Genomic DNA, 20,506 nt, shown 5'->3' with positions numbered 1-20,506 from the left:
GCGCTAGAATCGCCGCATGCGAGTTCTGGTAATCGAAGACGACACCACCCTGGGCCACGCGCTCCAGGAATTTCTGGCCGACCAAGGCTATGCGGTCGACTGGCTGACCGAGGGCGACCGGGTTCTGGGCGCCTTGGCGGGTCAGCCTTACGACCTCATGCTGCTCGACCTCAACCTTCCGGGCATGAGCGGGCTGGACGTGCTGCGGCAATTGCGCCAGGACGGCAACCAGGTTCCCGTGTTGATCCTCACCGCCCGCGATGGCATCGAGGACCGCGTCGCCGGCCTGGACGCCGGGGCGGACGACTACGTCACCAAACCTTTCGAACTGCCCGAACTGGCGGCGCGCGTGCGCGCCTTCGGCCGGCGCCGCGCCGGCCAGGCGCAGCCCCTGATTGAAGTCGGCCCGCTGGTGTTCGACACCGTTGGCCGCGAAGTCCGCGCCAATGGCCAGCGCCTGTCGCTGTCGGTGCGCGAGCTTTCCGTGCTGGAAATGCTGATGGCCCGTGTCGGTCGCGTCGTGACCAAGCGCCAGATCGTGAACTCGCTGTCGGCCTGGGATGCCGATTTCAGCGAAAACGCCGTCGAAGTCTACGTGTACCGCCTGCGCAAGCGCCTGGAAGGCACTGGTGCCAGCATTCAAACGGTGCGCGGCTTTGGCTACATGCTGGATGTGGAAACGGCCTGACGGGCCGGCTGCGGCCGCGTCGCACCGGCCGCGCGCATCCATACGCCTAGGCGAGGGCATTGCGTCATGATGCAGGAACGCACTCCTACCGCTACTCCGGTTTCCCGCCCCTTGCTTCCCTCCCGTTCGCTGGCGCGGCATCTGGTCATCCGCCTGATGCCGCCGATCCTCCTGCTGGTCCTGTTGGACTTGGCGGCCACCTGGGTCATCACGCACAAGATCGACATGTCGCTCTGGATGCTGGAAGATTTCTTCTGGCTGATGGTGGTGGGGCAGGTCGCGTTGATCGCGCTGTTCACCTGGGTGGTGATGCAGGGCGTGCGTTCGGGGCTGCGGTCGGTCAACCACCTGTCCGAAGAAATCCGGCAACGCTCCATCGACGACATGCAGCCGCTGGAAGTGGCCGGCGTGCCGGTCGAAATCGAGCCACTGGTCACGCACACCAATGATCTGCTGCTGCGCCTGGATGCCTCGCTGGCGGCGCAGCGCCGCTTCATCGGCCATGCGGCGCACCAGCTGCGCACGCCTTTGTCGGGGTTGCGCCTGGAGTCGGAATTGATGCTGGCGCGCCCCTTGCCCGACGACGTGCGCGCGCGGGCCGAACGCATCAAGGCGGTGAGCGACCGCATGATCCGCCTGGGGCAGCAGTTGCTGGTTCTGGCGCGCGCCGATCCTAACGCCCGTCCGCAGGACAGCTTCGTGCGCATCGACCTTTGCGAATGGGTGCGGGCGAACGGCGCGGAATGGTTTCCGCGGGTGCGCGAGGCGCACTACGAGCTGGATCTGGTCGCGCCGGACGCGCCCATCTGGATCGACGCCGATCCCTTGCTGCTGGCCGAACTGCTGGGCAATCTCATCGACAACGCGCTGCGCTATGGCAACAAGACCGGCCGCATCACGCTGATCGTCGGCGCCAATCCGCCTTCGCTGACCGTGGAGGACGATGGGCCGGGCATTTCTCCCGATGAGCGCGAACGGGTGTTCGAGGCCTTCTACCGTTCTCCCACCGCGACCGCGGGCGGGTCGGGCCTGGGACTTGCCATCGTGCGGGAAATCGCGCACGCGCATGGCGCCTGGTGGAAACTCACCAGCCGTCCGGACTTTTCAGGAACACGGCTGTCCGTCGTGTTTCCCGGCCCCCGCAAGGGCGCCCAACTTACTCGTCAAGAACCTACATCATGAGCCAAGGTTCGGCCAGCGTTCCTTCGTCGTCCAACGGGCAAACACTCGGCGGGCACGCGCCATCGTCGCGGGCCGCCCTCATCATGGGGGCGCTGGGCGTGGTGTACGGCGATATCGGCACTAGTCCCTTGTATACGCTGCGTGCCTGTCTGACGGGACTGAGCGTGCACACCGACCTGGAGCCTGCCCACCTGCTGGGCGTGCTGTCCATCCTGTTCTGGATGCTGATGGTGGTGGTGTCGTTCAAGTACGTGACGCTGGTGCTGCGCGCCGACAACCGCGGCGAGGGCGGCACGCTGGCCTTGCTGGAACTGGCGGTGCGCGGGCGTGAAGGCAAGCTGCGCTGGGTGCTGATCGTGCTGGGAATTTTCGGCGCGGCGCTGTTCTACGGCGACAGCATGATCACGCCAGCCATTTCAGTGCTGTCGGCGCTCGAAGGGATAGGCATCGTGTCGCATCAGCTGGATGCCTGGGTCGTGCCGCTGTCGCTGGTGGTGCTGATTGCGCTGTTCGCGATCCAGTCGCACGGCACGGGCGCCATGGGCAAGCTGTTCGGTCCGGTGATGCTGTTGTGGTTCGGCACGCTGGCGGCGCTGGGCGGCTGGCAGATCTGGCAGACGCCGGAAGTGCTGCGGGCCTTGAATCCGATGTGGGGTTTGCGTTTCATCGTCGAGTTTCCGTGGATCAGTTTCGTGCTGCTGGGGGCGGTGGTGCTGGCCTTGACCGGCGCCGAGGCGCTGTATGCCGACATGGGCCACTTCGGCCGTCCGGCGATCCGCCGCGCCTGGTTCAGCATGGTGCTGCCGGCCCTGACGCTGTGCTATTTCGGCCAGGGCGCGCTGTTGTTGCGCGATCCGACCGCGATCCGCAATCCGTTCTTCATGATGGCGCCGGAGTGGGGGCTGGCCCCGCTGGTGGCGTTGGCCACCATTGCGACCATCGTGGCGTCGCAGGCGGTGATTTCGGGCGCTTATTCGGTCACGCGCCAGGCGGTGCAGCTGGGCTTCTGGCCGCGCATGCAGATCCTGCATACGTCGGCCATCGAGAAGGGCCAGATCTATCTGCCGCAGGTCAATGCGCTGCTGCTGTGCGCGGTGCTGATCCTGGTCCTGCTGTTCCGCAATTCGGACAACCTGGCTGCCGCTTATGGCTTCGCGGTCACGGGGACGATGTTCACGACGTCGGTGCTGGCTTTCGCGGTGTTGCCGCGCGGTTCGACCGGCATCAAGCGTGTGCTGTGGATGGTGGCGCTGGGCCTGTTGCTGTTGTTCGATGTGCTGCTGTTCTCGGCCAACGTGTTCAAGATCCACGAGGGCGGCTGGCTGCCGCTGCTGGTGGCGATAGTGGTGTTCACGCTGATGATGACGTGGCGCCGCGGCCGCCGGCTGCTGTCGGAGATGCAGCAGCGGGACCGCCAGCCGCTCAAGGAATTCATGGCGCAGCTCGAAGAGTACCCGCCGTCGCGCGTGCCGGGCACGGCCATCTTCATGACGATGAACTCGGGCAATGTGCCGCCGGCGCTGCTGCACAACCTGAAGCACAACAAGGTGCTGCATGACCATGTGCTGTTCCTGACCATTCTGGTGGCGGACGTGCCCTATGTTTCGCCCGAGGAGCGCTTCTCCGTGACCAAGCTGTCGGCGTCCAGTTGGCAGGCGACGATCAACTACGGCTTCAAGGAAGATCCGGATGTGCCGGAGGCGCTGCGGCTGGTGGCCGAGGCGTATCCGGAGATCGATCTGGAGCCGATGCGGACTTCCTACTTCCTGTCGCGGCAGACGGTGGTGGCGGCGAAGAAGCCGGCGCTGTGGCGCTGGCGGCGGGCGGTGTTTTCGTTCATGGCGCGGAACTCTACTCGGAGTACCAAGTTCTTCAAGATTCCGGCTAATCGGGTGGTGGAGATGGGGATGCAGGTGGAGCTTTAGGCTCTTGCTTGCTCCTTGGTGGTGATTTGCATTCTGTTGGCGCCTGGGGCGGCGTCGGCTGAATGTGTCCCGTTGCTGGGGAGGGCGGTGTGCTTGGCGTTCTCGCCTAGGGTGGGGTGTGGTGGACGATCTTGCGGGGCTCGCCCCCGGCCGGCCGCGCAGGCGGCCTTTGGGGGCTTACGCGGTGTCTTGCGGTAGGTGATGACGCTGCGCGCTGGTCGTGACTGTCTTTAGTGGGCTCGCTCTCATCGAGGTTGGCGCCCGATTCATCGAGGTTGGCGCCCGATCGCTCTTCGCCAAACAAAAAGCCCTTCGGCGTGCCGAAGGGCTTTCTGGTTTTTGGCGTTGAAGAATTACTTCTTCTTGCCTTCGTCGCTCAGCTGCGGCAGCGAGCTGCCGGAGGAGGCGAGCAGGCCGGTCTTCACGTAGGTGAAGAGCTTGCCGCGGGTGTCGACGATGTCGAGGTTGCGCATGGTGAGCTGGCCAATGCGGTCCGCGGGCGTGAACGGGGCGTTTTCGACCTTTTCCATGGACAGGCGCTCGGGGGCGTAGGTCAGGTTGGGCGATTCCGTGTTCAGCAGCGAGTAGTCGTTGCCGCGGCGCAGTTCGATGGTGACTTCGCCGGTGACGGCGCGGGCGACCCAGCGTTGGGCGGCTTCGCGCAGCATGATGGCTTGCGGGTCGAACCAACGGCCCTGGTACAGCAGGCGGCCGAGCTTGCGGCCGCTTTCGCGGTACTGCTCGATGGTGTCTTCGTTGTGGATGCCGGTGACCAGGCGCTCGTAGGCGATGAACAGCAGGGCCAGGCCCGGGGCTTCGTAGATGCCGCGGCTCTTGGCTTCGATGATGCGGTTTTCGATCTGGTCGCTCATGCCCAGGCCGTGGCGGCCGCCGATGCGGTTGGCTTCGAGCATCAGTTCGACGGGGTCGCTGTATTCCACGCCATTCAGGGCGACCGGGTGGCCTTCCTCGAAGCGGACGGTGACTTCCTCGGCCTTGACGGCGACGTCGTCGCGCCAGAAGGCGACGCCCATGATGGGCTTGACGATGCGGATGCCGGAGTTCAGGTGCTCCAGGTCCTTGGCTTCGTGGGTGGCGCCCAGCAGGTTGGAGTCGGTGGAGTAGGCCTTTTCAGCCGACATCTTGTAGTCGAAGCCGGCCTGGCGCATGTACTCGGACATTTCCGAACGGCCGCCGAGCTCATCGATGAAGCGCTGGTCCAGCCAGGGCTTGTAGATCTTCAGGTCCGGGTTGGTCAGCAGGCCGTAGCGGTAGAAGCGCTCGATGTCGTTGCCCTTGAAGGTACTGCCGTCGCCCCAGATGTTGACGTCGTCTTCCTTCATGGCGGCCACCAGCATCGTGCCGGTCACTGCGCGGCCGATGGGGGTGGTGTTGAAGTAGGTGATGCCGGCGGTCGAGATGTGGAACGCGCCCGATTGCAGGGCGGCGATGCCTTCGGCCACCATCTGCGCGCGGCAGTCGATCAGGCGGGCCTTTTCAGCGCCGTAGGCCATGGCCTTGCGCGGGATCTCGTCGTAGTCGGACTCGTCGGGCTGGCCCAGGTTCGCGGTGTAGGCGTAGGGGATGGCGCCGTTGTTGCGCATCCAGAGGAGCGCTGCGCTGGTGTCGAGGCCGCCGGAGAAGGCGATGCCGACCTTCTGGCCGGTGGGAAGGTTCGGGAGGATAGTGGTCATTGTTTGAAGTGAGACGCCAACAGGACTTGGACAGCAGACTTTGACAGCTGCTAGCCGCCAAACAAGAGAAACGGACGCTATTTTAACTCTTTTGCCGCGGTCGGGCCGCCGGGGCGAACAGGGCCGGCAGCTCCAGCTGGCGGATCAGGAGCGCGGTGGCGGCGGCCAGCCGGGTGGCGGGGCGGTGGCGGGCGCTGGCCAGCACCAGATCATTGGTGATGGTCGGGTCGACGATGTCGCACAACGACAGCTCATGTTCCGCCGCCGGGCCGCGTGCGGCCGAGCGCGGCAGGATGGCGTAGGCGTCGCCCTGGGCGGCCAGTTCGACGATGGTCTGGACGGCGTCCACCTCGACGGCGATGGTCAGACGTACGCCCTGGGCGCGGCACACGCTTTCGACCAGGGTGCGGATGGCGTTGGGCAGGCTGGGCACCACCAGCGGGTAGTCGCCCAGTTGGGCCACGGTGACGCGCGGGGGCAGCGCGGGCTGGTGGCCGGCCGCGGCCACCAGCACCAGGTCCTCGCGGAACAGCGATTCGTAGGCCAACTGGGGCGAGGGCGCGGGGTCGTAGAGCAGGGCCAGGTCGACGCGGCCGGCCAGCAGCCATTCGCGCACCTGGGCGCTGAGGCCTTCAGCAACGGCGATGGAGGCCTCGGGGAAGCTGCGGCGGAAGGCCTGCACCAGCGGGGGCGTGAGCACGCGCGCGATGCGGGGCGGCAGGCCGACCACGACCTTGCCCGTGGGCGTCTCGCGCAGGGTCTGCAGGTCCTCCTTGGCGCGTTCGGCCAGGGTCAGCAGGGCGCGGGCATGCTCCAGGAAGCGCAGGCCGGCTTCGGTGGGTTCGGCGCCGCGGCCGTTGCGGTAGAGCAGATGCTGGCCGAGCTCCAGTTCCAGCAGGCGGACCTGGCGGCTGAGCGTGGGTTGCGCCACGTCCAGCATTTCGGCCGCGCGCGAGAAGCTGCGCCTCTCGGCCACGCGCAGGAAGTATTCGATCTGCTTGAGGTCCATCGGATATTTGGAAAATCTATATCTGAAATCAAAGATATAGCATTGTTGGGCGGCGGGCAATCCGGGACCATGGCGTTTTCAACGCAGGAACCCGCCCGTGCCCGATTGCCGTCCTCCGCTAGCCGCGCCCTCCCGTCCCCGCCACGCCTTGCCGCCGGGCGCCTGCGATGCGCATTGCCACGTGTTCGGGCCGGCCGACGTGTTTCCGTACGCCGAGGGGCGCTCGTACACGCCGCCGGATGCGCCTTACCAGGCCATGGCGGCGCTGCACAGTCGCCTGGGTGTGGAGCGCGCGGTGGTGGTGCAGGCCAACTGCCATGGCTCGGACCACCGCGCCTTGCTGGACGCGCTGGCCCAAAGCGGCGGCCGCTATCGCGGCGTGGCGCTGCTGGGAGCGGATGCGACCGAGGCCGGCGTCAGGCAATTGCATGAGGGCGGCGTGCGCGCGGCCCGTTTCAACTTCGTGCCGCATTTGGGCGGCGCGCCGGATCCGGCGGTCTTCGACCGGGTCGTGGCGCTGATCGCGCCGTTGGGCTGGCATCTGTGCCTGCACCTGGACGGCGCGATGCTGCCGGGGCTGCTGCCGCGCCTGGCCGCGCTGCCGCTGCCCTTCGTGGTCGACCACATGGGGCGGTTGAAGGCGGGCGATGGCTTGGCGTCGCCTGCGATGCAGGCGCTGCTGGGGTTGGCGCAGGTGCCGCAGGCCTGGGTCAAGGTGTCGGGCATCGACCGCATCGCATCGGGCAAGCGGCCGTTCGCGGAGGGCCTGCCCTTTGTGCGCGCGCTGGCCGAGGCGTTGCCCGACCGCTGCCTGTGGGGCACGGACTGGCCGCATCCGAACGTGTCGGGCGATATGCCCGACGACGGCGAGCTGGTCGACCTGTTTTTTGAAGCTTGTCCCGATGCGGCCTTGCGCCAGCGCATCCTGGTGGACAACCCGGCGCGGCTGTACGGATTCGAGTAGGCGCGGCAAACGCCACCGCCATCAGGCGGCGCGCGAACGACAAGAAAATTCCATTCAATCAGGAGACACCATGTTCAAGAAAATACTGTCCGCCGGCCTGCTGAGCCTGGCCGCCCTGGGATCCGCCCATGCCGATGGGCCGGTGCGCCTCATCATTGCCTTCCCGCCTGGCGGGCCGGTGGATCTGGTCGGCCGGGTGCTGGCCGAGCAATTGGGCAAGGAGCTCAAGCAGCAGGTCATCGTGGAGAACAAGGCCGGCGCCAACGGCAACATCGCCGCGGCCTACGTGGCCAAGGCGCCCGCCGACGGCTCGGTGCTATTCCTGACCAGCGTGGGCGCGGTCGCGATCAGCCCGGCGCTGTACAAGGACCTGCCGTATGACCCCGTGCGCGATTTCGCGCCGGTGTCCAAGGTGGTCAACAACGCCACGGTGTTCGTGGTCAATCCGTCCAATCCGGCGGTCGACGCGGCGGACTTCGTCAAGAAGTCGCAGGCCGCCTCGCAATCGGTCGCGATCGGCTCGTCGGGCATCGGCAGCATTCCCCACCTGACCCTGGAAATGTTCGCCGATTCCAGCAAGGCGAACGTGATGCACGTGCCATACAAGGGCGCGGCGCCGGTCATCAATGACGTGATGGGCAACCAGGTGTCCGGCTTCTTCGGCGACGTGCCGGGCCTGATCGGCCATATCCAGGGCGGCAAGTTGAAGCCCCTGGGCATCGCCGCGCCGACCCGCCATCCGCTGCTGCCCGAGGTCAAGACCCTGGCCGAGCAGGGCATCGCCGGCGTGGAGTCCAACAACTGGTACGGCATCGTCGCGCCGGCCGCCACGCCGCCGGCCACGATCGACAAGCTCAACCAGGCCGTGCGCGCCGCGCTGAACACGGAGAGCGTGCGCGCCCGCCTGGAGAAGTTCGGCGCCCAGGCCGCGCCCGGCAGCCCGCAGGAACTGGCTGCCCTGATCGCGTCCGACCGCGAAAAGTGGACCTCGCTGATCCAGCGCAAGAACATCCGTCCGGAGTGAAGATGAACGCATGCAGAGTAGGGCTGGTGACGCCGGGCAGCCGCCCGGAACTGGCCGCGATCGAGGCGCGGATATCGGCTGCGCGGGGGCGCATCTCGCCGCTGTACCAGGTGCTGTTGAACAGTCCGGCCGTGGTCCAGGGCTGGGAAGCCATGCTGACCGCGATCCGCCTGAACACGGCGGTGCCGCCGCGTCTGCGCGAGCTGATCATCCTGCGCGTGGCGACCTTGAACAACGCACCGTATGAGTTCGAGGCGCATGTGCCGCACGCGCTGGCTGCCGGCATGCCGCAGGCGCTGGTGGACGCGTTGCGCGGCGGTCCGGCGCCGTCGGAACTGCAAGGCCTGGAAGCCGGCGAGGCCGAAGTGCTGGCGCTGACGGACGCCATGACGCGCGACATCGAGGTGCCGGACGCCGTGTTCGCGCCGCTGCGCGCGCGCTACGATGACACGCAGTTGGTGGAACTGGCGGCGACCGTGGGCGCGTACAACATGGTGTCGCGCTTCCTGGTGGCCTTGCGCGTAGGACATTAAAGGAGACTGGAGTGCAGGAAACCGTATTGCTGGTGTCGCTGGGCGAGCGCTTCGACGAACCGCGCGCACGCGAACTTGAACAGACCTTGACCCAGGGATTGGAAGGCCTGCGCGCCGCCGCGTACGCCGCCGTGGAAGAGGACGAAACCTACGTCTATCTGCGCGGATCGGCGGCGGCTCTGCCCGAAGCGCAGGCGCGCCTGGCCGAGAGCTTCCCGGGCGCGCACAGCCGCGTGCTGCACCTGACGCTGGACCTGGCAGGCGCTTCGGCGGGGCAGGACGCGCCGTGGCATTACATCGTCGAAACCGACGTGCTGCCCGAGGCCGACGCCGACCTGAATGCCTGGTACGACCAGGAGCACCTGCCGGGCCTGGCATCGGTGCCTGGCACGGTGCGCGCCATGCGCTATGAGTGCCGCGACGAGTCGCCGCGCTATCTGGCCTGCTACGACCTGCACACGCGCGAAACCTTTGGCAGCCCGCCCTGGCTGGCGGTGCGCGCCAGCGACTGGAGCGGCCGTGTGCGTCCGTCGTTCCGCAATACGCGCCGGACCATGTTCAAACGGATTCTGTAGGCCGGATGCAGAATGGCTGGGCAGGCACTGCCCGGCCCGCGTAACGAGAGCGCCGAGCCGGTTGTCGATTCGGTGCAAAATCTGTTTGGTAAATCTATTTTTTTTCTATAAAAATCAATAATTTATAAGTTGACGCATAGAAACGAGCGCCGGAACATGCCGAGTTTCGCGCAGCCGGGAGTATCCCGGCGGTTCGTGCAAATGCGAGTCCCGCAACGAAGCAGGGTCTGAGCGCGGCGAAGTCCGCGCGTCCTTTGCTTGTCGGCCGTCAAGAGCAGGTTGGTGTTCGTCACCGCCTTCATCCCAGGGAGAAAACCATGTCGTTCAAGAATTTTTTCGCGCTCGCGAGCTGTGCCCTAGCAGTGACGTTGTCCGTTACCAATGTCACTGCTGCCGATCAGACTTACGTCGTCGGTGCAGGGGGCACCTACCGGCCCTTTGAGTTCGAAACGCCGAGCAAGGAACTGGTCGGCTTCGACATCGATATCATCAAGGCCATCGCCTACGCATCCGGCTTCAAGATCAAGCTGGTCAGCACGCCATGGGAAGGCATCTTCGCCACCCTGGGCCAGGGCGACCGCGACATCATCATCTCCGGCATTACCATCACTGAAAAGCGCGCCAAGATGGTCGACTTTTCGCTGCCCTATTTCCCGGCGGAGCAAGTCATCATCACTGGCGCCGACAATAAGGTTGCCGCACTGGCTGACCTGAAGACCTTGCAAGTCGGCGTGGTCAACTCAACAGCAGGCGACATCGTCATCTCTGAAGAGATCGGCAAGTCCAATACGGCCATTCACCGTTTCGACAATACGCCGCTGATGCTGGAAGAGCTGTATCGAGGCGGTATCGATGCCGCGATCGGCGATGTCGGCGTGATCAAGTTCTACATCAAGAGCCATCCTGAAAAGCAATTCAAGGTGGTCAACGACGCCAAGTTCACGCGCCAGTACTTCGGTATCGCCGTCAAGAAGGGCAACAGCGAACTGCAAGGCAAGATCAATACCGGTTTGAAGAAGATAGTTGCCGACGGCACCTACGCCAAGATCTACAAGGAATGGTTCGACCTCAACGTGCCGGCGCTGCCGCTGTAAGCCACGTACGGACCTTTTCATGCCCACGGTCTCGCCGCGGACCGTGAGCGAATTCATATCCGGATTCCATTCATGAATTCTCTCTTTCAATGGGAAATCATCGGCGAGTATCTGCCCTTGTTTGTCGAGGGCACGTGGATGACCATCAAGGTCGCGCTGATCTGTGTGATCACGGGGACGTGCTGGGGCCTGGCTTTGGGCGTAGGCCGCCTGGCGCAAGCGCGCCACGGTTTCTGGAAATACTTCCTGCGTCATATGGTGCAGTGGCCCGTACGCATCTACGTCAGTTTCGTGCGTGGCACGCCGCTGTTCGTGCAGATTCTGCTGATTCACTTCGCGCTGATGCCGCTGCTTATCAATCCCAGCGACGGTTTGATCCTGAGCGGCGATATCGCGCGTGAAGTTCGCTCGCAATACGGCGCGTTCACATCGGCGGTGCTGGCGATCACGCTCAATTCAGGCGCTTATGTGTCGGAGATTTTTCGCGCCGGCATCCAGTCGATCGATCGTGGCCAAAGTGAAGCGTCGCGCTCACTCGGCATGAGCTACATGAAGACGTTGCGCAAGGTGGTGCTGCCGCAGGCTTTCCGCCGCATGTTGCCGCCGCTGGGCAATAACGCCATTGCCATAGTCAAGGATTCCTCGTTGGCGTCGGCGATCGGCCTGGCGGAACTGGCGTATGCGGCACGCACGGTGTCCGGCGCCTATGCCCGCTACTGGGAACCGTATCTGACGATTTCGCTGATCTACTGGGGTATTACGCTGCTGTTGTCGGCGCTCGTCCGGCATCTTGAAACCCGCTATGGCAAAGGGGATGCACGGTGATACACGTCAGAAACCTGCAAAAGCAATTTGGCCAGGCTCATATCCTGCGTGGTATCGACTGCGATATCAAAGAGAGTGAAGTGGTCTGTATGATCGGTCCGTCCGGTTCCGGCAAGAGCACGTTTCTGCGGTGCCTCAACGGCCTGGAAGAAGCGAACGATGGCGAGATTATCGTCGACGGCGTCAAGGTCAATGACTCCAAGGTCGATCTGAACGCGCTGCGTTCCACCATGGGCATGGTGTTTCAGCGATTCAATCTGTTCCCGCACATGTCAGTGCTGGAAAACCTGATCATGGCGCCGGTTGAAGTCAAGAGAGCATCCCGTCGAGAAGCCGTGCTGTTGGCCGAAAGGCTGCTGCAGAAAGTCGGTCTGCTGGAAAAGATCGACGCTTTTCCAAATCAGTTGTCGGGCGGTCAGCAGCAGCGTGTGGCCATTGCGCGCGCGTTGGCGATGGAGCCGAAAGTCATGCTGTTTGATGAGCCGACCTCGGCGCTCGATCCCGAACTCGTCGGTGAGGTGCTGACAGTGATGAAGGCGTTGGCGCAAGAGGGCATGACCATGGTTGTGGTGACGCATGAGATGGGCTTTGCGCAGGAAGTGTCAGATCGAGTGTTGTTCATCGATCAGGGCGTAATCATGGAAGAGGGGCCGCCGCAGCAAGTGCTGGGTGAGCCGCGCCATGAACGTACTCGGGACTTCTTGCGCAAGGTTCTTTAATTGTCCAGGCGCCAATTGTTGCCGTTGTCCCGATGGTGGATGGGGGGCCTCTTCCCATCTGCCAGCCTGCCTTGAACGCAAGAAAGGCCTGCGCATCCGTCGGTGCGCAGGCCTTTCTTGCATGCGGTGGCCTTTTACTTGATCTGGCCCAGCAGCAGGAATTCCATCAGCGCCTTCTGCACGTGCAGGCGGTTTTCGGCTTCGTCCCAGACCACGCTTTGCGGGCCGTCGATGACTTCGCCGGTGACTTCCTCGCCGCGGTGAGCGGGCAGGCAGTGCATGAACACGGCCTGGGGATCGGCGGCGGCCATCATTTCGGCGTCCACGCACCAGTCGGCGAAAGCGGCGCGGCGCTCTTCGTTTTCGGCTTCATAGCCCATGCTGGTCCAGACGTCGGTGGTGACCAGGTGCGCGCCCTTGCAGGCTTCCATGGGATCCTTGAACTGGCGCAGCACCGTGGCGGGCGGCGTGCCGATGCGCGAGGCTTCGAGCTCGTACCCGGCCGGGGTGGACACGTGCAGCGTGAAGCCCAGCATTTCCGCGGCTTGCAGCCAGGTGTAGGCCATGTTGTTGGCGTCGCCCACCCAGGCCACCGTCTTGCCGGCGATAGGGCCGCGGTGCTCGATGTAGGTGAAGATGTCCGCCAGGATCTGGCAGGGATGGAATTCGTTGGTCAGGCCGTTGATCACCGGCACGCGCGAGTGCGAGGCGAAGCGCTCGATGCGGGTCTGCTCGAACGTGCGGATCATGACGATGTCGACCATGCGCGAGATGACGCGCGCGGTGTCTTCGATGGGCTCGGAGCGGCCCAGCTGCGAATCGTTGGAGGTCAGGTTGATGACCGAACCTCCCATCTGGTACATGCCGGCCTCGAACGACACGCGGGTGCGCGTGCTGGCCTTTTCAAACACCATTGCCAGCGTGCGGTCATGCAGCGGCATGTGGGGTTCGTAGCGTTTGAACTTGTCCTTGATCAGGCGCGCGCGGTCCAGCACGTAGGCGATCTCGGCGGACGAGAAGTCCTTGAACTGCAGGAAGTGCCGCAGCGGGCCGTTTTGAGTCGTGGGAGGTGTCATGGTGATGTCGCAGGTCATGGGGCCCGGCCAGGCTCATGGCCCGGGCGGGACGTTGATTTTATGGTGTTTCGGCCAGGAATTCCTGGATGAGCGGAACCAGGATGGCGACGATGCGGTCGGCTTCGTCGCGGTTGAGGATCAGTGGCGGCAGCATGCGGATCACGCGGTCGCGCGTGACGTTGATGAGCAGGCCGGCCTGCATGGCGCGCAGGGCCAGCACGCCGCAGGGGCGCGCCAGCTCGATGCCCAGCATCAGGCCGCGGCCGCGGATGTCGGTGACGCCCGCGACGCCGGCCAGCGCATCGGCCAGGGCGGCTTTCAGGTAATTGCCTACATCGTGGGCGTTGGCGAGCAGGTTTTCGGATTCCAGCGCATCCAGCACGGCCAGCCCGGCCGCACAGACCAGCGGGCCGCCGCCGAAGGTGGTGCCATGACTGCCTGGCGTGAATACGCCCGCGGCCGGGCCGGCGGCCAGCATGGCGCCGATGGGCACGCCGCCCGCCAGGCCCTTGGCCAGCGTCATGACGTCGGGGACGATATCGGCCCACTGGTGGGCGAACCATTTGCCGGTGCGGCCGATGCCGGACTGGACTTCGTCGATCATCAGCAGCCAGCCGCGCTCGGTGCACAGCCGGCGCACTTCCTGCAGATAGGCGATGTCGGAGGGGCGGATCCCGCCTTCGCCCTGCAGCACTTCCAGCAGCACCGCGGCCACGCGCGGCTCGGCGTCGCCGGCGGCGCGCACCGCGTCCACGCTGTTGTAGGGCACCTGGATGAAGCCCGAGGGCAGGGGCTCGAAGCCCTTGCGCGCCTTTTCGCTGCCCGTGGCCGCCAGCGTGGCCAGCGTGCGGCCATGCCAGGACGAATCCATCGTGATGATGTGGGCGTGCTTGTTGCCGCGCTGGTACGCGTAATAACGCGCCAGCTTGATCGCGGCTTCGTTGGCCTCGGAGCCGCTGTTGTTGAATGCGACCTCCTGCATGCCCGACAGTTGCGTCAGACGAGCGGCCAACGCAGTCTGCTGCGGCACTTCGTAGATGTTCGAGGTATGGATGACGCGGGCGGCCTGCTCGCTGATGGCGGCCACCAGTTTCGGATGGGCGTGGCCCAGGCAGGACACCCCGATGCCGGCCAGCGCGTCCAGGTACTTGCGGCCTTCGGCGTCCCACAGCCAGACGCCCTGGCCGTGCGTGAACGATACCGGCAGCCGGGCGTAGATATTGGCCAGAGGCGAAGTCATCGCGGATCCTCCCGTGGATGAAGCGGATTGCGCCGGGACTCTGCCGGAGTCCCCGTGGGATGCCGCCGGGTTTGGCAACGCCGGCAGCTCGTTTTCCCAGGCGAATCGCTTTTTGAAAGAGGGCAAAGGATCAATCATATACAATTCGCGGCGCAGGGCGCATGTTTGATCACGCCGAAGATCCGGCTTTCGTGAAGGGCGCGCTGTAGTGAAGAACTCATGGCAACTCGCGTCAGACAATTCGTAATTCATGGCGTTACCGAAAGCGGTAGCCGCTTTCGCCCCAGCGATTGGGCGGAACGGCTCGCCGGCGTAATGGCACAATTCCGGCCCGCCGGCTGTGCCGGTAACCACCTCACCTATTCGCCCTATGTGCTGCCCGTCGTGATCGACGGCGTGCGCGGGATCGTGGTCGATCTGCGTTTGCGCGATCTGGAACCGCTGGCGTACAAGTTCGTGGTGGATTTCGCTCGCGACAATAACCTCAAGACGGAAGAGCGCGAAATCTAGCCTCCCCAACCAAAAAAGCGCCCTCACCGGGCGCTTTTTCGTTGGGGGACGCCGCACGCCCCTAGGTGCCGTAGCGGTCCAGGATCTTGCGGATATCGCGCACGCCCTGGCCGTCCGCGGTCAGCAGCGCGCGCGCGGTCACCGATTCCAGGTGGTGCTCCAGCAGATGCAGCACGTGCTTCTCGTCGCGCGCGCGCAGGCCCGCCACGATCTCCATGTGCTCGCTGACCGCGCATTCGCTCGAGTGCGGCCGGCCGTAAAGCGCCAGGATCAGCGAGCAGCGCGACACGATCTCGTTCACGTAGCGCGCATACACCGCATTGCCCGACAGCTCCGCCATCAGGATATGGAACTCGCCTGACAGCCGGATGGACTCGTTGGCGCTGTTGCGCTTGCGGGCTTCCTCCTCCTGTGCCACGTGCTGTTCCAACCTGGCCAGTCCAGCCTCGGTGATGTGCTGCAACAGCCGGCGCGCCACGTCGCGTTCCAGGCAGCGGCGCGCCTCGAAGATGTCGTGCGCTTCTTCCAGGCTGGGGCGGGCCACCGCGGCGCCGCGGTTCGGCCGCAAATCCACCAATCCTTCGCTGAACAGGCGCGTCAGGACGCTGCGGACGATGGTCCGGCTGACGCCGAAACGTTCGCCGATGATGTCCTCGGGCAGCTTGTCGCCGGGCAGCAGAGCCTGCTCGATGATGGCTCTGCGCAAATTTTTGTATACGATTTCGTTGCGGCTGATGTCTTTCTTGGCAGACTCGTCGGCCGCCGGCGCGAGGGACTTCATCTTCTTGTTGGCTCCTATGCCTGCGCGCTTTTCTGGGTGTTGGAATGGTCCGGCAGGCGCTGCCGGCGCGCATTTTTCTCTGTGCTGGAAAGCATACTACACCCGGGGCTAAGGGTTAGCGATAGCTTGTCTGCGAGATTGTGCGGAGTACATTGGCGACATAAATCGTATACAAATTTTTATACAAAACGGATCCTATTGTTCTTTAATGGTTCGATTGTTTGTATACAAATTCACAAAGGCTGATCCATGTCCGCTGTACCGCAGGCCGCCGCAACCGAGCCGTCCCTTTCCGCGCCTTACCGCCTGCTGGTGGTCAATGGCAACACCACGTCCGAACTGACGACCAGCCTGGCCAGCCAGGCCGAGGCCTTTTACGGGGACATGGTCCGCATCCATGCGGTCACCGCCGGGTTCGGCCCCGCCTACATCGCCAGCCGCGCGGAGGCGGCCGTTGCCGCCCATGCCGTGCTGGACGTCGTGGAGCGCGCGACAGGCGAGGCGCCTGACGGCGGATTCGACGCCTGCCTGCTGGCCTGCTTTGGCGAACCCGGCATCGGCGCGGTGCGCGAACGCCTGGACGTGCCCGTGGTGGGCATGGCCGAGGCCTCCATCCTGAGCGCCATGCAGCGCGGCGACCGCTACGCCATCGTGACGGTGGGCCAGCGCTGGCCCGGCATGCTGCGCGAACAGATCCGCCAGTTGGGGCTGGAGTCCCGCTGCGCCGGCATCCTGGCCCTGCCGGGCAATGCCCTGGACTACGTGTCGCGTTCGGCCGAGTCGGCCTTGCACGTCAGCCGTGCGCTGGACGCCGCAGTGGCGCAGGGGGCGGACGTGGTGATCGTGGCGGGCGCCGCGCTGGCCGGCTACCTGCCCAGCCTGCCGCGCCTGCCGGCCGTGCCCATCATCGATTCCTATCGCGCCGCCCTGGCCCAGGTGCTGGCGCTGGCGTCCCTGGAGCGCGCGCAGCGGTTGTCGCTGATCCGTCCGGGCGCGCATTCCTAGTCTTTTCGCCTTACCCACCGCGCCGGGCCCGACCCCGGCGAGTTCAGACCGATACACAAGGGAGAGTTGCAGCCATGAAGACTTTGCTCAAGTGGACCGCGGGCGCCGTGATCGCGCTGTCGGCCATCACGGGGGCCAGCGCCGCCAACACGCTGAAGTGGGGCGCGGCGCGGGACCTGGATTCGCTGGATCCGTATTCCTACGGCAGCACCTTCAACCTGGCGTTCCTGAACCATGTGTATGAAGCGCTGATCCGCTATGACGACAAGTTCAACATCACGCCCGCGCTGGCGGAGTCCTGGGAGACGCCGTCGCCCACGGTGCTGCGCTTTCATTTGCGCAAGGGGGTGAAGTTCCACAACGGCGCGCCGTTCTCGGCGGACGACGTGGTGGCGTCGATGACGCGGGTCTCGGACGAGGCCTCGCCGCTGAAGGGCAACCTGCCGGCCTTCAAGGCGGTGCGCAAGGTCGACGACTATACGGTCGACATCGAAATGACGCATCCGTATCCGCTGATGCTCAACGACCTGACCAATATCTTCATCTTCAACCGCCAATGGCTGGTGGACAACAACAGCCTGAAGCCCACCGACGCCGCCAAGAAGATCGAAGGCTATGCCACGCATAACGCCAACGGCACCGGCCCCTTCAAGGTGGAGTCGTACCGCCCGGACACGCGCACCGTGCTGGTGGTCAACCCCGCCTGGTGGGACAAGCCGCGCCACAACCTGGACCGCATCGAATTCACGCCCATTGCGTCCGCGCCCACGCGGGTCGCGGCGCTGCTGTCGGGCGATATCAACTTCACCGAGAACGCGCCGCTGCAGGACCTGGACCGGCTGCGCGCGGCGTCCAACGTCAAGGTGCTGGCCTCGACCGAGCTGCGCACCTTGTACTTTGGCTTCAATCTGGGCGACAAGCTGGTCGGCTCCAACATCACTGACAAGAATCCGCTGAAGGACCTGAAGGTGCGCCAGGCGCTGTACATGGCGCTGTCGCCGGAGCTGATCCAGAAGCGCGTGATGCGCGGCCTGTCGCGCACCACGGGCGCACTGGTGGCGCCGTCCATCCCGGGCTACGAGCCCAAGCAGGAAGAGCGCCTGCCGTTCGACGCCGCGCGCGCCAAGAAGCTGCTGGCCGAGGCCGGCTACCCGGACGGCTTCACGGTGTCGTTGCTCTGTTCGAACGACATGTTCGTCAACGAGGAGGAAATCTGCCAGGCCGCCGCCTCCATGTGGGCGCGCATCGGCGTGAAGGCCTCGCTGGCCAGCGGGCCGCGTTCCCTGCAGAACCCCAAGCGTTCGCGCGGCGAGTTCGACATCACCATCCACGGCTGGGCCAACGAGCCGCAGATCGACGCGCTGTCCATCCTTTTGCAGGTGATGCATAGCCGCAGCGGCCCGGCCGGCGTCTTCAACTGGGGCCAGTGGGGCGATCCGGCGCTGGACGCCAGGATCGACGCGGCCGCGGCCGAGATGGACCGTCCCAAGCGGGTGCAGATGATGGCCGACGTGCTGCAGACGCTGCATGACGACGCGCGCTTCCTGCCGCTGCACCAGCAGCCGATGGCCTGGGCCGTGGGCAAGAACGTGGGCGAGGTGCTGCAGATGCCGGACAACAAGGCGCGCCTGTGGACCGTGCGCATGCAGTAACGCCGCGGACCGCCGCCCGCCGGCGGTCCTGCGTATGACTAGGGTCTGAAGGGGAGCCGCACATGCTGGCATTCATAGTTAGACGGGTCTTCAACGCGGTCGGCGTCATGCTGGCGGTGGCGCTGATGGCCTTCGTGATTTTCCGGTTCGTCGGCGACCCCGTCGACATGATGCTCAACGAGCAGGCCTCGCAGACGCAGCGCGATGAATTGCGCGAACGCCTGGGTCTGAACGCCTCGGTGGGCATGCAGTTCGTGCACTTCGTGACCAACGCGGCGCAGGGCGAGTTCGGCATTTCCTACCGCAACCAGCAGGACGTATTTGCGCTGGTGGCCGAACGCTTCCCCGCCACGTTCGAACTGGTCCTGATGGCGACCCTGCTGTCGCTGGTCATCGGCGTGCCGCTGGGCGTGCTGACCGCCATCTACCGCAAGTCGCGCCTGGCGCAGGCGCTGCAGTTCGTTTCCATCCTGGGCATATCGCTGCCCAGCTTCGTGGTCGGGATCATGCTGATCCTGATCTTCTCGGTGCAGCTGGGCTGGCTGCCGGGCTTTGGGCGCGGCGACACGGTGAAGATCGGCTGGTGGACCACCGGCCTGCTCACGCCCTCGGGCCGCGCCGCGCTGGTGCTGCCGTCCATCACGTTGGCGCTGTTCCAGATCACGCTCATCATGCGCCTGGTGCGGGCCGAGATGCTGGAGACGCTGCGCACCGAGTTCATCAAGTTCGCCCGCGCGCGCGGCCTGCCGGATCGCATCGTGCATTTCCGGCTGGCCCTGCGCAACTGCCTGATGCCGGTGATCACCGTGACCGGCATGCAGATCGGCAACCTGATCGCCTTCGCGCTGATTACCGAAACGGTCTTCCAGTGGCCCGGCATGGGGCTGCTGTTCATCCAATCGGTCATGTTCGTGGACATCCCCGTCATGGCCGCCTATCTGGTGATCGTGTCCTTCATTTTCGTGGCGCTGAACACGCTGGTGGACATGATGTACGGCGTGGTCGACCCGCGCCTGCGCAGCCAGCACGTCAAGGGAGGCGCCAATGCTCACTAAGCCATTTTCCGCAACGGGGCAGGGCCGGCTTGCCCGTTTCCTGCAGAGCGACCTCTGGTGGAGTTTGAGGCGGGACTATGTGGCCATGGGCGCGGGCATCGTGCTGCTGGCGGTGTTGCTGCTGGCCGTGTTCGCGCCCTGGATCGCGCCGCAGAATCCCTACGACCTGGCGCAGCTGGACCTGTTGAACGCGGAGCTGCCGCCTGTGTGGGAGGCCGGCTCGGACCCGCAGTTCCTGCTGGGCACGGACACGCAGGGCCGCGATGTCTGGTCCGCCATCCTGTACGGCTCGCGCATGTCGCTGGTGATCGGGTTGGCCACGGTGGTGCTGTCGCTGGCCATCGGCCTGCTGGTGGGGCTGGCGGCGGGCTATTTCGGCGGCTGGGTCGACAACGCGCTGATGCGCCTGGGCGACACGCTGCTGAGCATCCCGACGATCCTGGTCGCGATCCTGGTGACGGCGGTATTCCGCCAGCTGTTGCCGCCCGGCATGCGTGAAACGTTGTCGGCCGTGATCCTGATCCTGGCCATCTCCATGACCAACTGGGTGCAATACGCGCGCACGGTGCGGGCTTCGGCCCTGGTGGAGCGCGGCAAGGAATACGTGCAGGCGGCGCGCCTGATCCGCGTGAGTTCGCTGCGCATCATGCTGACGCACATCCTGCCCAACACGCTGACGCCGGTCATGGTGACGGCCACCCTGAACCTGGGCCTGGCGATCCTGATCGAGGCCACGCTCAGCTTCCTGGGCGTGGGCATGCCGCCCACCGAACCGTCGCTGGGCACGCTGATCCGCCTGGGCAACCAGTTCCTGTTTTCGGGGCAGTGGTGGGTGGTGGTGTTTCCCGCGCTGTACCTGAGCCTGATCGTGCTGGTGGTGAACCTGCTGGGCGACTGGCTGCGCGACGCCCTGAACCCCCGCCTGCGCTGAACGCAAACCGACAAGAGTAGAACC

Annotated in this window: 20 protein-coding genes; 15 read left to right on the top strand and 5 right to left on the bottom strand. The window is 65.0% G+C overall.

Going from position 1 to position 20,506, the window contains the following annotated elements; genetic code table 11:
• Positions 1-16 precede the first annotated feature (16 nt).
• From HV766_RS18845 to HV766_RS18835, 3 genes are all read left to right on the top strand, one after another.
• A complete protein-coding gene (locus HV766_RS18845) occupies positions 17-688 on the top strand; it encodes a response regulator transcription factor (protein WP_006218435.1) in 672 nt (223 codons plus the stop codon).
• A gap of 66 nt (positions 689-754) precedes the next feature.
• Positions 755-1,870, top strand: a complete 1,116-nt coding sequence (locus HV766_RS18840) for a sensor histidine kinase (protein WP_225589140.1) — start codon at positions 755-757, stop codon at positions 1,868-1,870.
• A complete protein-coding gene (locus HV766_RS18835; protein ID WP_054451132.1) occupies positions 1,867-3,795 on the top strand; it encodes a potassium transporter Kup in 1,929 nt (642 codons plus the stop codon). Before HV766_RS18840 ends, HV766_RS18835 begins: the two co-directional genes overlap by 4 nt.
• A 353-nt stretch (positions 3,796-4,148) precedes the next feature.
• Here HV766_RS18835 and argG read toward each other — a convergent pair whose 3' ends face one another.
• On the bottom strand, positions 4,149-5,489 hold the full coding sequence (gene argG, locus HV766_RS18830) for an argininosuccinate synthase (protein ID WP_013392627.1): 1,341 nt from the start codon (positions 5,487-5,489) through the stop codon (positions 4,149-4,151).
• Between the two features lie 82 nt (positions 5,490-5,571).
• A complete protein-coding gene (locus tag HV766_RS18825; RefSeq protein ID WP_175181686.1) occupies positions 5,572-6,498 on the bottom strand; it encodes a LysR family transcriptional regulator in 927 nt (308 codons plus the stop codon).
• A 97-nt stretch (positions 6,499-6,595) separates the two neighbouring features.
• Between HV766_RS18825 and HV766_RS18820 the strand changes: the two genes are divergently transcribed.
• From HV766_RS18820 to HV766_RS18790, 7 genes are all read left to right on the top strand, one after another.
• Positions 6,596-7,462: an amidohydrolase family protein gene (locus HV766_RS18820; protein ID WP_175181685.1), complete on the top strand. Its 867-nt coding sequence runs from the start codon at positions 6,596-6,598 to the stop codon at positions 7,460-7,462.
• A gap of 70 nt (positions 7,463-7,532) precedes the next feature.
• Complete coding sequence (locus HV766_RS18815) at positions 7,533-8,486, top strand: Bug family tripartite tricarboxylate transporter substrate binding protein (RefSeq protein WP_119450511.1); 954 nt, start codon at positions 7,533-7,535, stop codon at positions 8,484-8,486.
• Positions 8,487-8,488: 2 nt separating this feature from the next.
• On the top strand, positions 8,489-9,019 hold the full coding sequence (locus HV766_RS18810) for a carboxymuconolactone decarboxylase family protein (RefSeq protein WP_054451135.1): 531 nt from the start codon (positions 8,489-8,491) through the stop codon (positions 9,017-9,019).
• A gap of 11 nt (positions 9,020-9,030) precedes the next feature.
• Positions 9,031-9,594 carry a DUF4286 family protein gene (locus tag HV766_RS18805; protein WP_175162639.1) on the top strand — a complete coding sequence of 188 codons (564 nt, stop codon included), beginning with the start codon at positions 9,031-9,033 and terminating at the stop codon, positions 9,592-9,594.
• Positions 9,595-9,911: 317 nt separating this feature from the next.
• Positions 9,912-10,688: a basic amino acid ABC transporter substrate-binding protein gene (locus HV766_RS18800; protein WP_125473604.1), complete on the top strand. Its 777-nt coding sequence runs from the start codon at positions 9,912-9,914 to the stop codon at positions 10,686-10,688.
• A gap of 72 nt (positions 10,689-10,760) precedes the next feature.
• A complete protein-coding gene (locus HV766_RS18795) occupies positions 10,761-11,513 on the top strand; it encodes an amino acid ABC transporter permease (protein WP_125473605.1) in 753 nt (250 codons plus the stop codon).
• Positions 11,510-12,232 carry an amino acid ABC transporter ATP-binding protein gene (locus tag HV766_RS18790; RefSeq protein ID WP_175181684.1) on the top strand — a complete coding sequence of 241 codons (723 nt, stop codon included), beginning with the start codon at positions 11,510-11,512 and terminating at the stop codon, positions 12,230-12,232. The genes HV766_RS18795 and HV766_RS18790 overlap by 4 nt, the downstream gene beginning before the upstream one ends.
• A gap of 134 nt (positions 12,233-12,366) precedes the next feature.
• Here the strand turns inward: HV766_RS18790 and argF are convergent, their stop codons facing one another.
• Together argF and HV766_RS18780 are read right to left on the bottom strand one after the other, a co-directional pair.
• Entirely contained in the window at positions 12,367-13,308 is a 942-nt protein-coding gene (gene argF, locus HV766_RS18785) for an ornithine carbamoyltransferase (protein ID WP_054451338.1), read from the bottom strand.
• Between the two features lie 58 nt (positions 13,309-13,366).
• Positions 13,367-14,548, bottom strand: a complete 1,182-nt coding sequence (locus HV766_RS18780) for an aspartate aminotransferase family protein (protein ID WP_175181683.1) — start codon at positions 14,546-14,548, stop codon at positions 13,367-13,369.
• 219 nt (positions 14,549-14,767) lie between these two features.
• Between HV766_RS18780 and HV766_RS18775 the strand changes: the two genes are divergently transcribed.
• Positions 14,768-15,058: a DUF3579 domain-containing protein gene (locus HV766_RS18775; protein ID WP_013392635.1), complete on the top strand. Its 291-nt coding sequence runs from the start codon at positions 14,768-14,770 to the stop codon at positions 15,056-15,058.
• A 61-nt stretch (positions 15,059-15,119) separates the two neighbouring features.
• Here HV766_RS18775 and HV766_RS18770 read toward each other — a convergent pair whose 3' ends face one another.
• The gene (locus HV766_RS18770) at positions 15,120-15,839 is read right to left on the bottom strand and encodes a GntR family transcriptional regulator (protein ID WP_054451138.1); all 720 of its coding nucleotides are present in this window, start codon (positions 15,837-15,839) and stop codon (positions 15,120-15,122) included.
• Positions 15,840-16,088: 249 nt separating this feature from the next.
• On the opposite strand from HV766_RS18770, the gene HV766_RS18765 reads away from it, so the two are divergent.
• The 4 genes from HV766_RS18765 (at position 16,089) to HV766_RS18750 (ending at position 20,482) form a co-directional block, all read left to right on the top strand.
• Complete coding sequence (locus HV766_RS18765; protein ID WP_054451139.1) at positions 16,089-16,844, top strand: aspartate/glutamate racemase family protein; 756 nt, start codon at positions 16,089-16,091, stop codon at positions 16,842-16,844.
• 74 nt (positions 16,845-16,918) lie between these two features.
• Complete coding sequence (locus tag HV766_RS18760; protein WP_119450508.1) at positions 16,919-18,496, top strand: ABC transporter substrate-binding protein; 1,578 nt, start codon at positions 16,919-16,921, stop codon at positions 18,494-18,496.
• Between the two features lie 62 nt (positions 18,497-18,558).
• Positions 18,559-19,551: an ABC transporter permease gene (locus HV766_RS18755; protein ID WP_054451141.1), complete on the top strand. Its 993-nt coding sequence runs from the start codon at positions 18,559-18,561 to the stop codon at positions 19,549-19,551.
• Complete coding sequence (locus HV766_RS18750) at positions 19,541-20,482, top strand: ABC transporter permease (RefSeq protein WP_175181682.1); 942 nt, start codon at positions 19,541-19,543, stop codon at positions 20,480-20,482. Before HV766_RS18755 ends, HV766_RS18750 begins: the two co-directional genes overlap by 11 nt.
• Positions 20,483-20,506 lie beyond the last annotated feature (24 nt).

Source organism: Achromobacter aegrifaciens (assembly GCF_902859735.1).
Classification (GTDB): Bacteria; Pseudomonadota; Gammaproteobacteria; order Burkholderiales; family Burkholderiaceae_B; genus Achromobacter; species Achromobacter aegrifaciens.
The sequence above is the reverse complement of the archived record's forward strand: the minus strand, read 5'-3'. Positions and strand labels throughout refer to the sequence as shown.

Excerpts from the sequence above, each read along its gene's own strand:
- argF (WP_054451338.1), bottom strand. The coding sequence starts at position 13,308 with ATGACACCTCCCACGACTCAAAACGGCCCGCTGCGGCACTTCCTGCAG.
- HV766_RS18840 (WP_225589140.1), top strand. The coding sequence starts at position 755 with ATGATGCAGGAACGCACTCCTACCGCTACTCCGGTTTCCCGCCCCTTG.
- HV766_RS18770 (WP_054451138.1), bottom strand. The coding sequence starts at position 15,839 with ATGAAGTCCCTCGCGCCGGCGGCCGACGAGTCTGCCAAGAAAGACATC.
- HV766_RS18780 (WP_175181683.1), bottom strand. The coding sequence starts at position 14,548 with ATGACTTCGCCTCTGGCCAATATCTACGCCCGGCTGCCGGTATCGTTC.
- HV766_RS18815 (WP_119450511.1), top strand. The coding sequence starts at position 7,533 with ATGTTCAAGAAAATACTGTCCGCCGGCCTGCTGAGCCTGGCCGCCCTG.
- HV766_RS18755 (WP_054451141.1), top strand. The coding sequence starts at position 18,559 with ATGCTGGCATTCATAGTTAGACGGGTCTTCAACGCGGTCGGCGTCATG.
- HV766_RS18775 (WP_013392635.1), top strand. The coding sequence starts at position 14,768 with ATGGCAACTCGCGTCAGACAATTCGTAATTCATGGCGTTACCGAAAGC.
- HV766_RS18750 (WP_175181682.1), top strand. The coding sequence starts at position 19,541 with ATGCTCACTAAGCCATTTTCCGCAACGGGGCAGGGCCGGCTTGCCCGT.
- HV766_RS18795 (WP_125473605.1), top strand. The coding sequence starts at position 10,761 with ATGAATTCTCTCTTTCAATGGGAAATCATCGGCGAGTATCTGCCCTTG.
- HV766_RS18810 (WP_054451135.1), top strand. The coding sequence starts at position 8,489 with ATGAACGCATGCAGAGTAGGGCTGGTGACGCCGGGCAGCCGCCCGGAA.
- HV766_RS18765 (WP_054451139.1), top strand. The coding sequence starts at position 16,089 with ATGTCCGCTGTACCGCAGGCCGCCGCAACCGAGCCGTCCCTTTCCGCG.
- HV766_RS18845 (WP_006218435.1), top strand. The coding sequence starts at position 17 with ATGCGAGTTCTGGTAATCGAAGACGACACCACCCTGGGCCACGCGCTC.
- HV766_RS18800 (WP_125473604.1), top strand. The coding sequence starts at position 9,912 with ATGTCGTTCAAGAATTTTTTCGCGCTCGCGAGCTGTGCCCTAGCAGTG.
- HV766_RS18760 (WP_119450508.1), top strand. The coding sequence starts at position 16,919 with ATGAAGACTTTGCTCAAGTGGACCGCGGGCGCCGTGATCGCGCTGTCG.
- HV766_RS18835 (WP_054451132.1), top strand. The coding sequence starts at position 1,867 with ATGAGCCAAGGTTCGGCCAGCGTTCCTTCGTCGTCCAACGGGCAAACA.
- HV766_RS18825 (WP_175181686.1), bottom strand. The coding sequence starts at position 6,498 with ATGGACCTCAAGCAGATCGAATACTTCCTGCGCGTGGCCGAGAGGCGC.
- argG (WP_013392627.1), bottom strand. The coding sequence starts at position 5,489 with ATGACCACTATCCTCCCGAACCTTCCCACCGGCCAGAAGGTCGGCATC.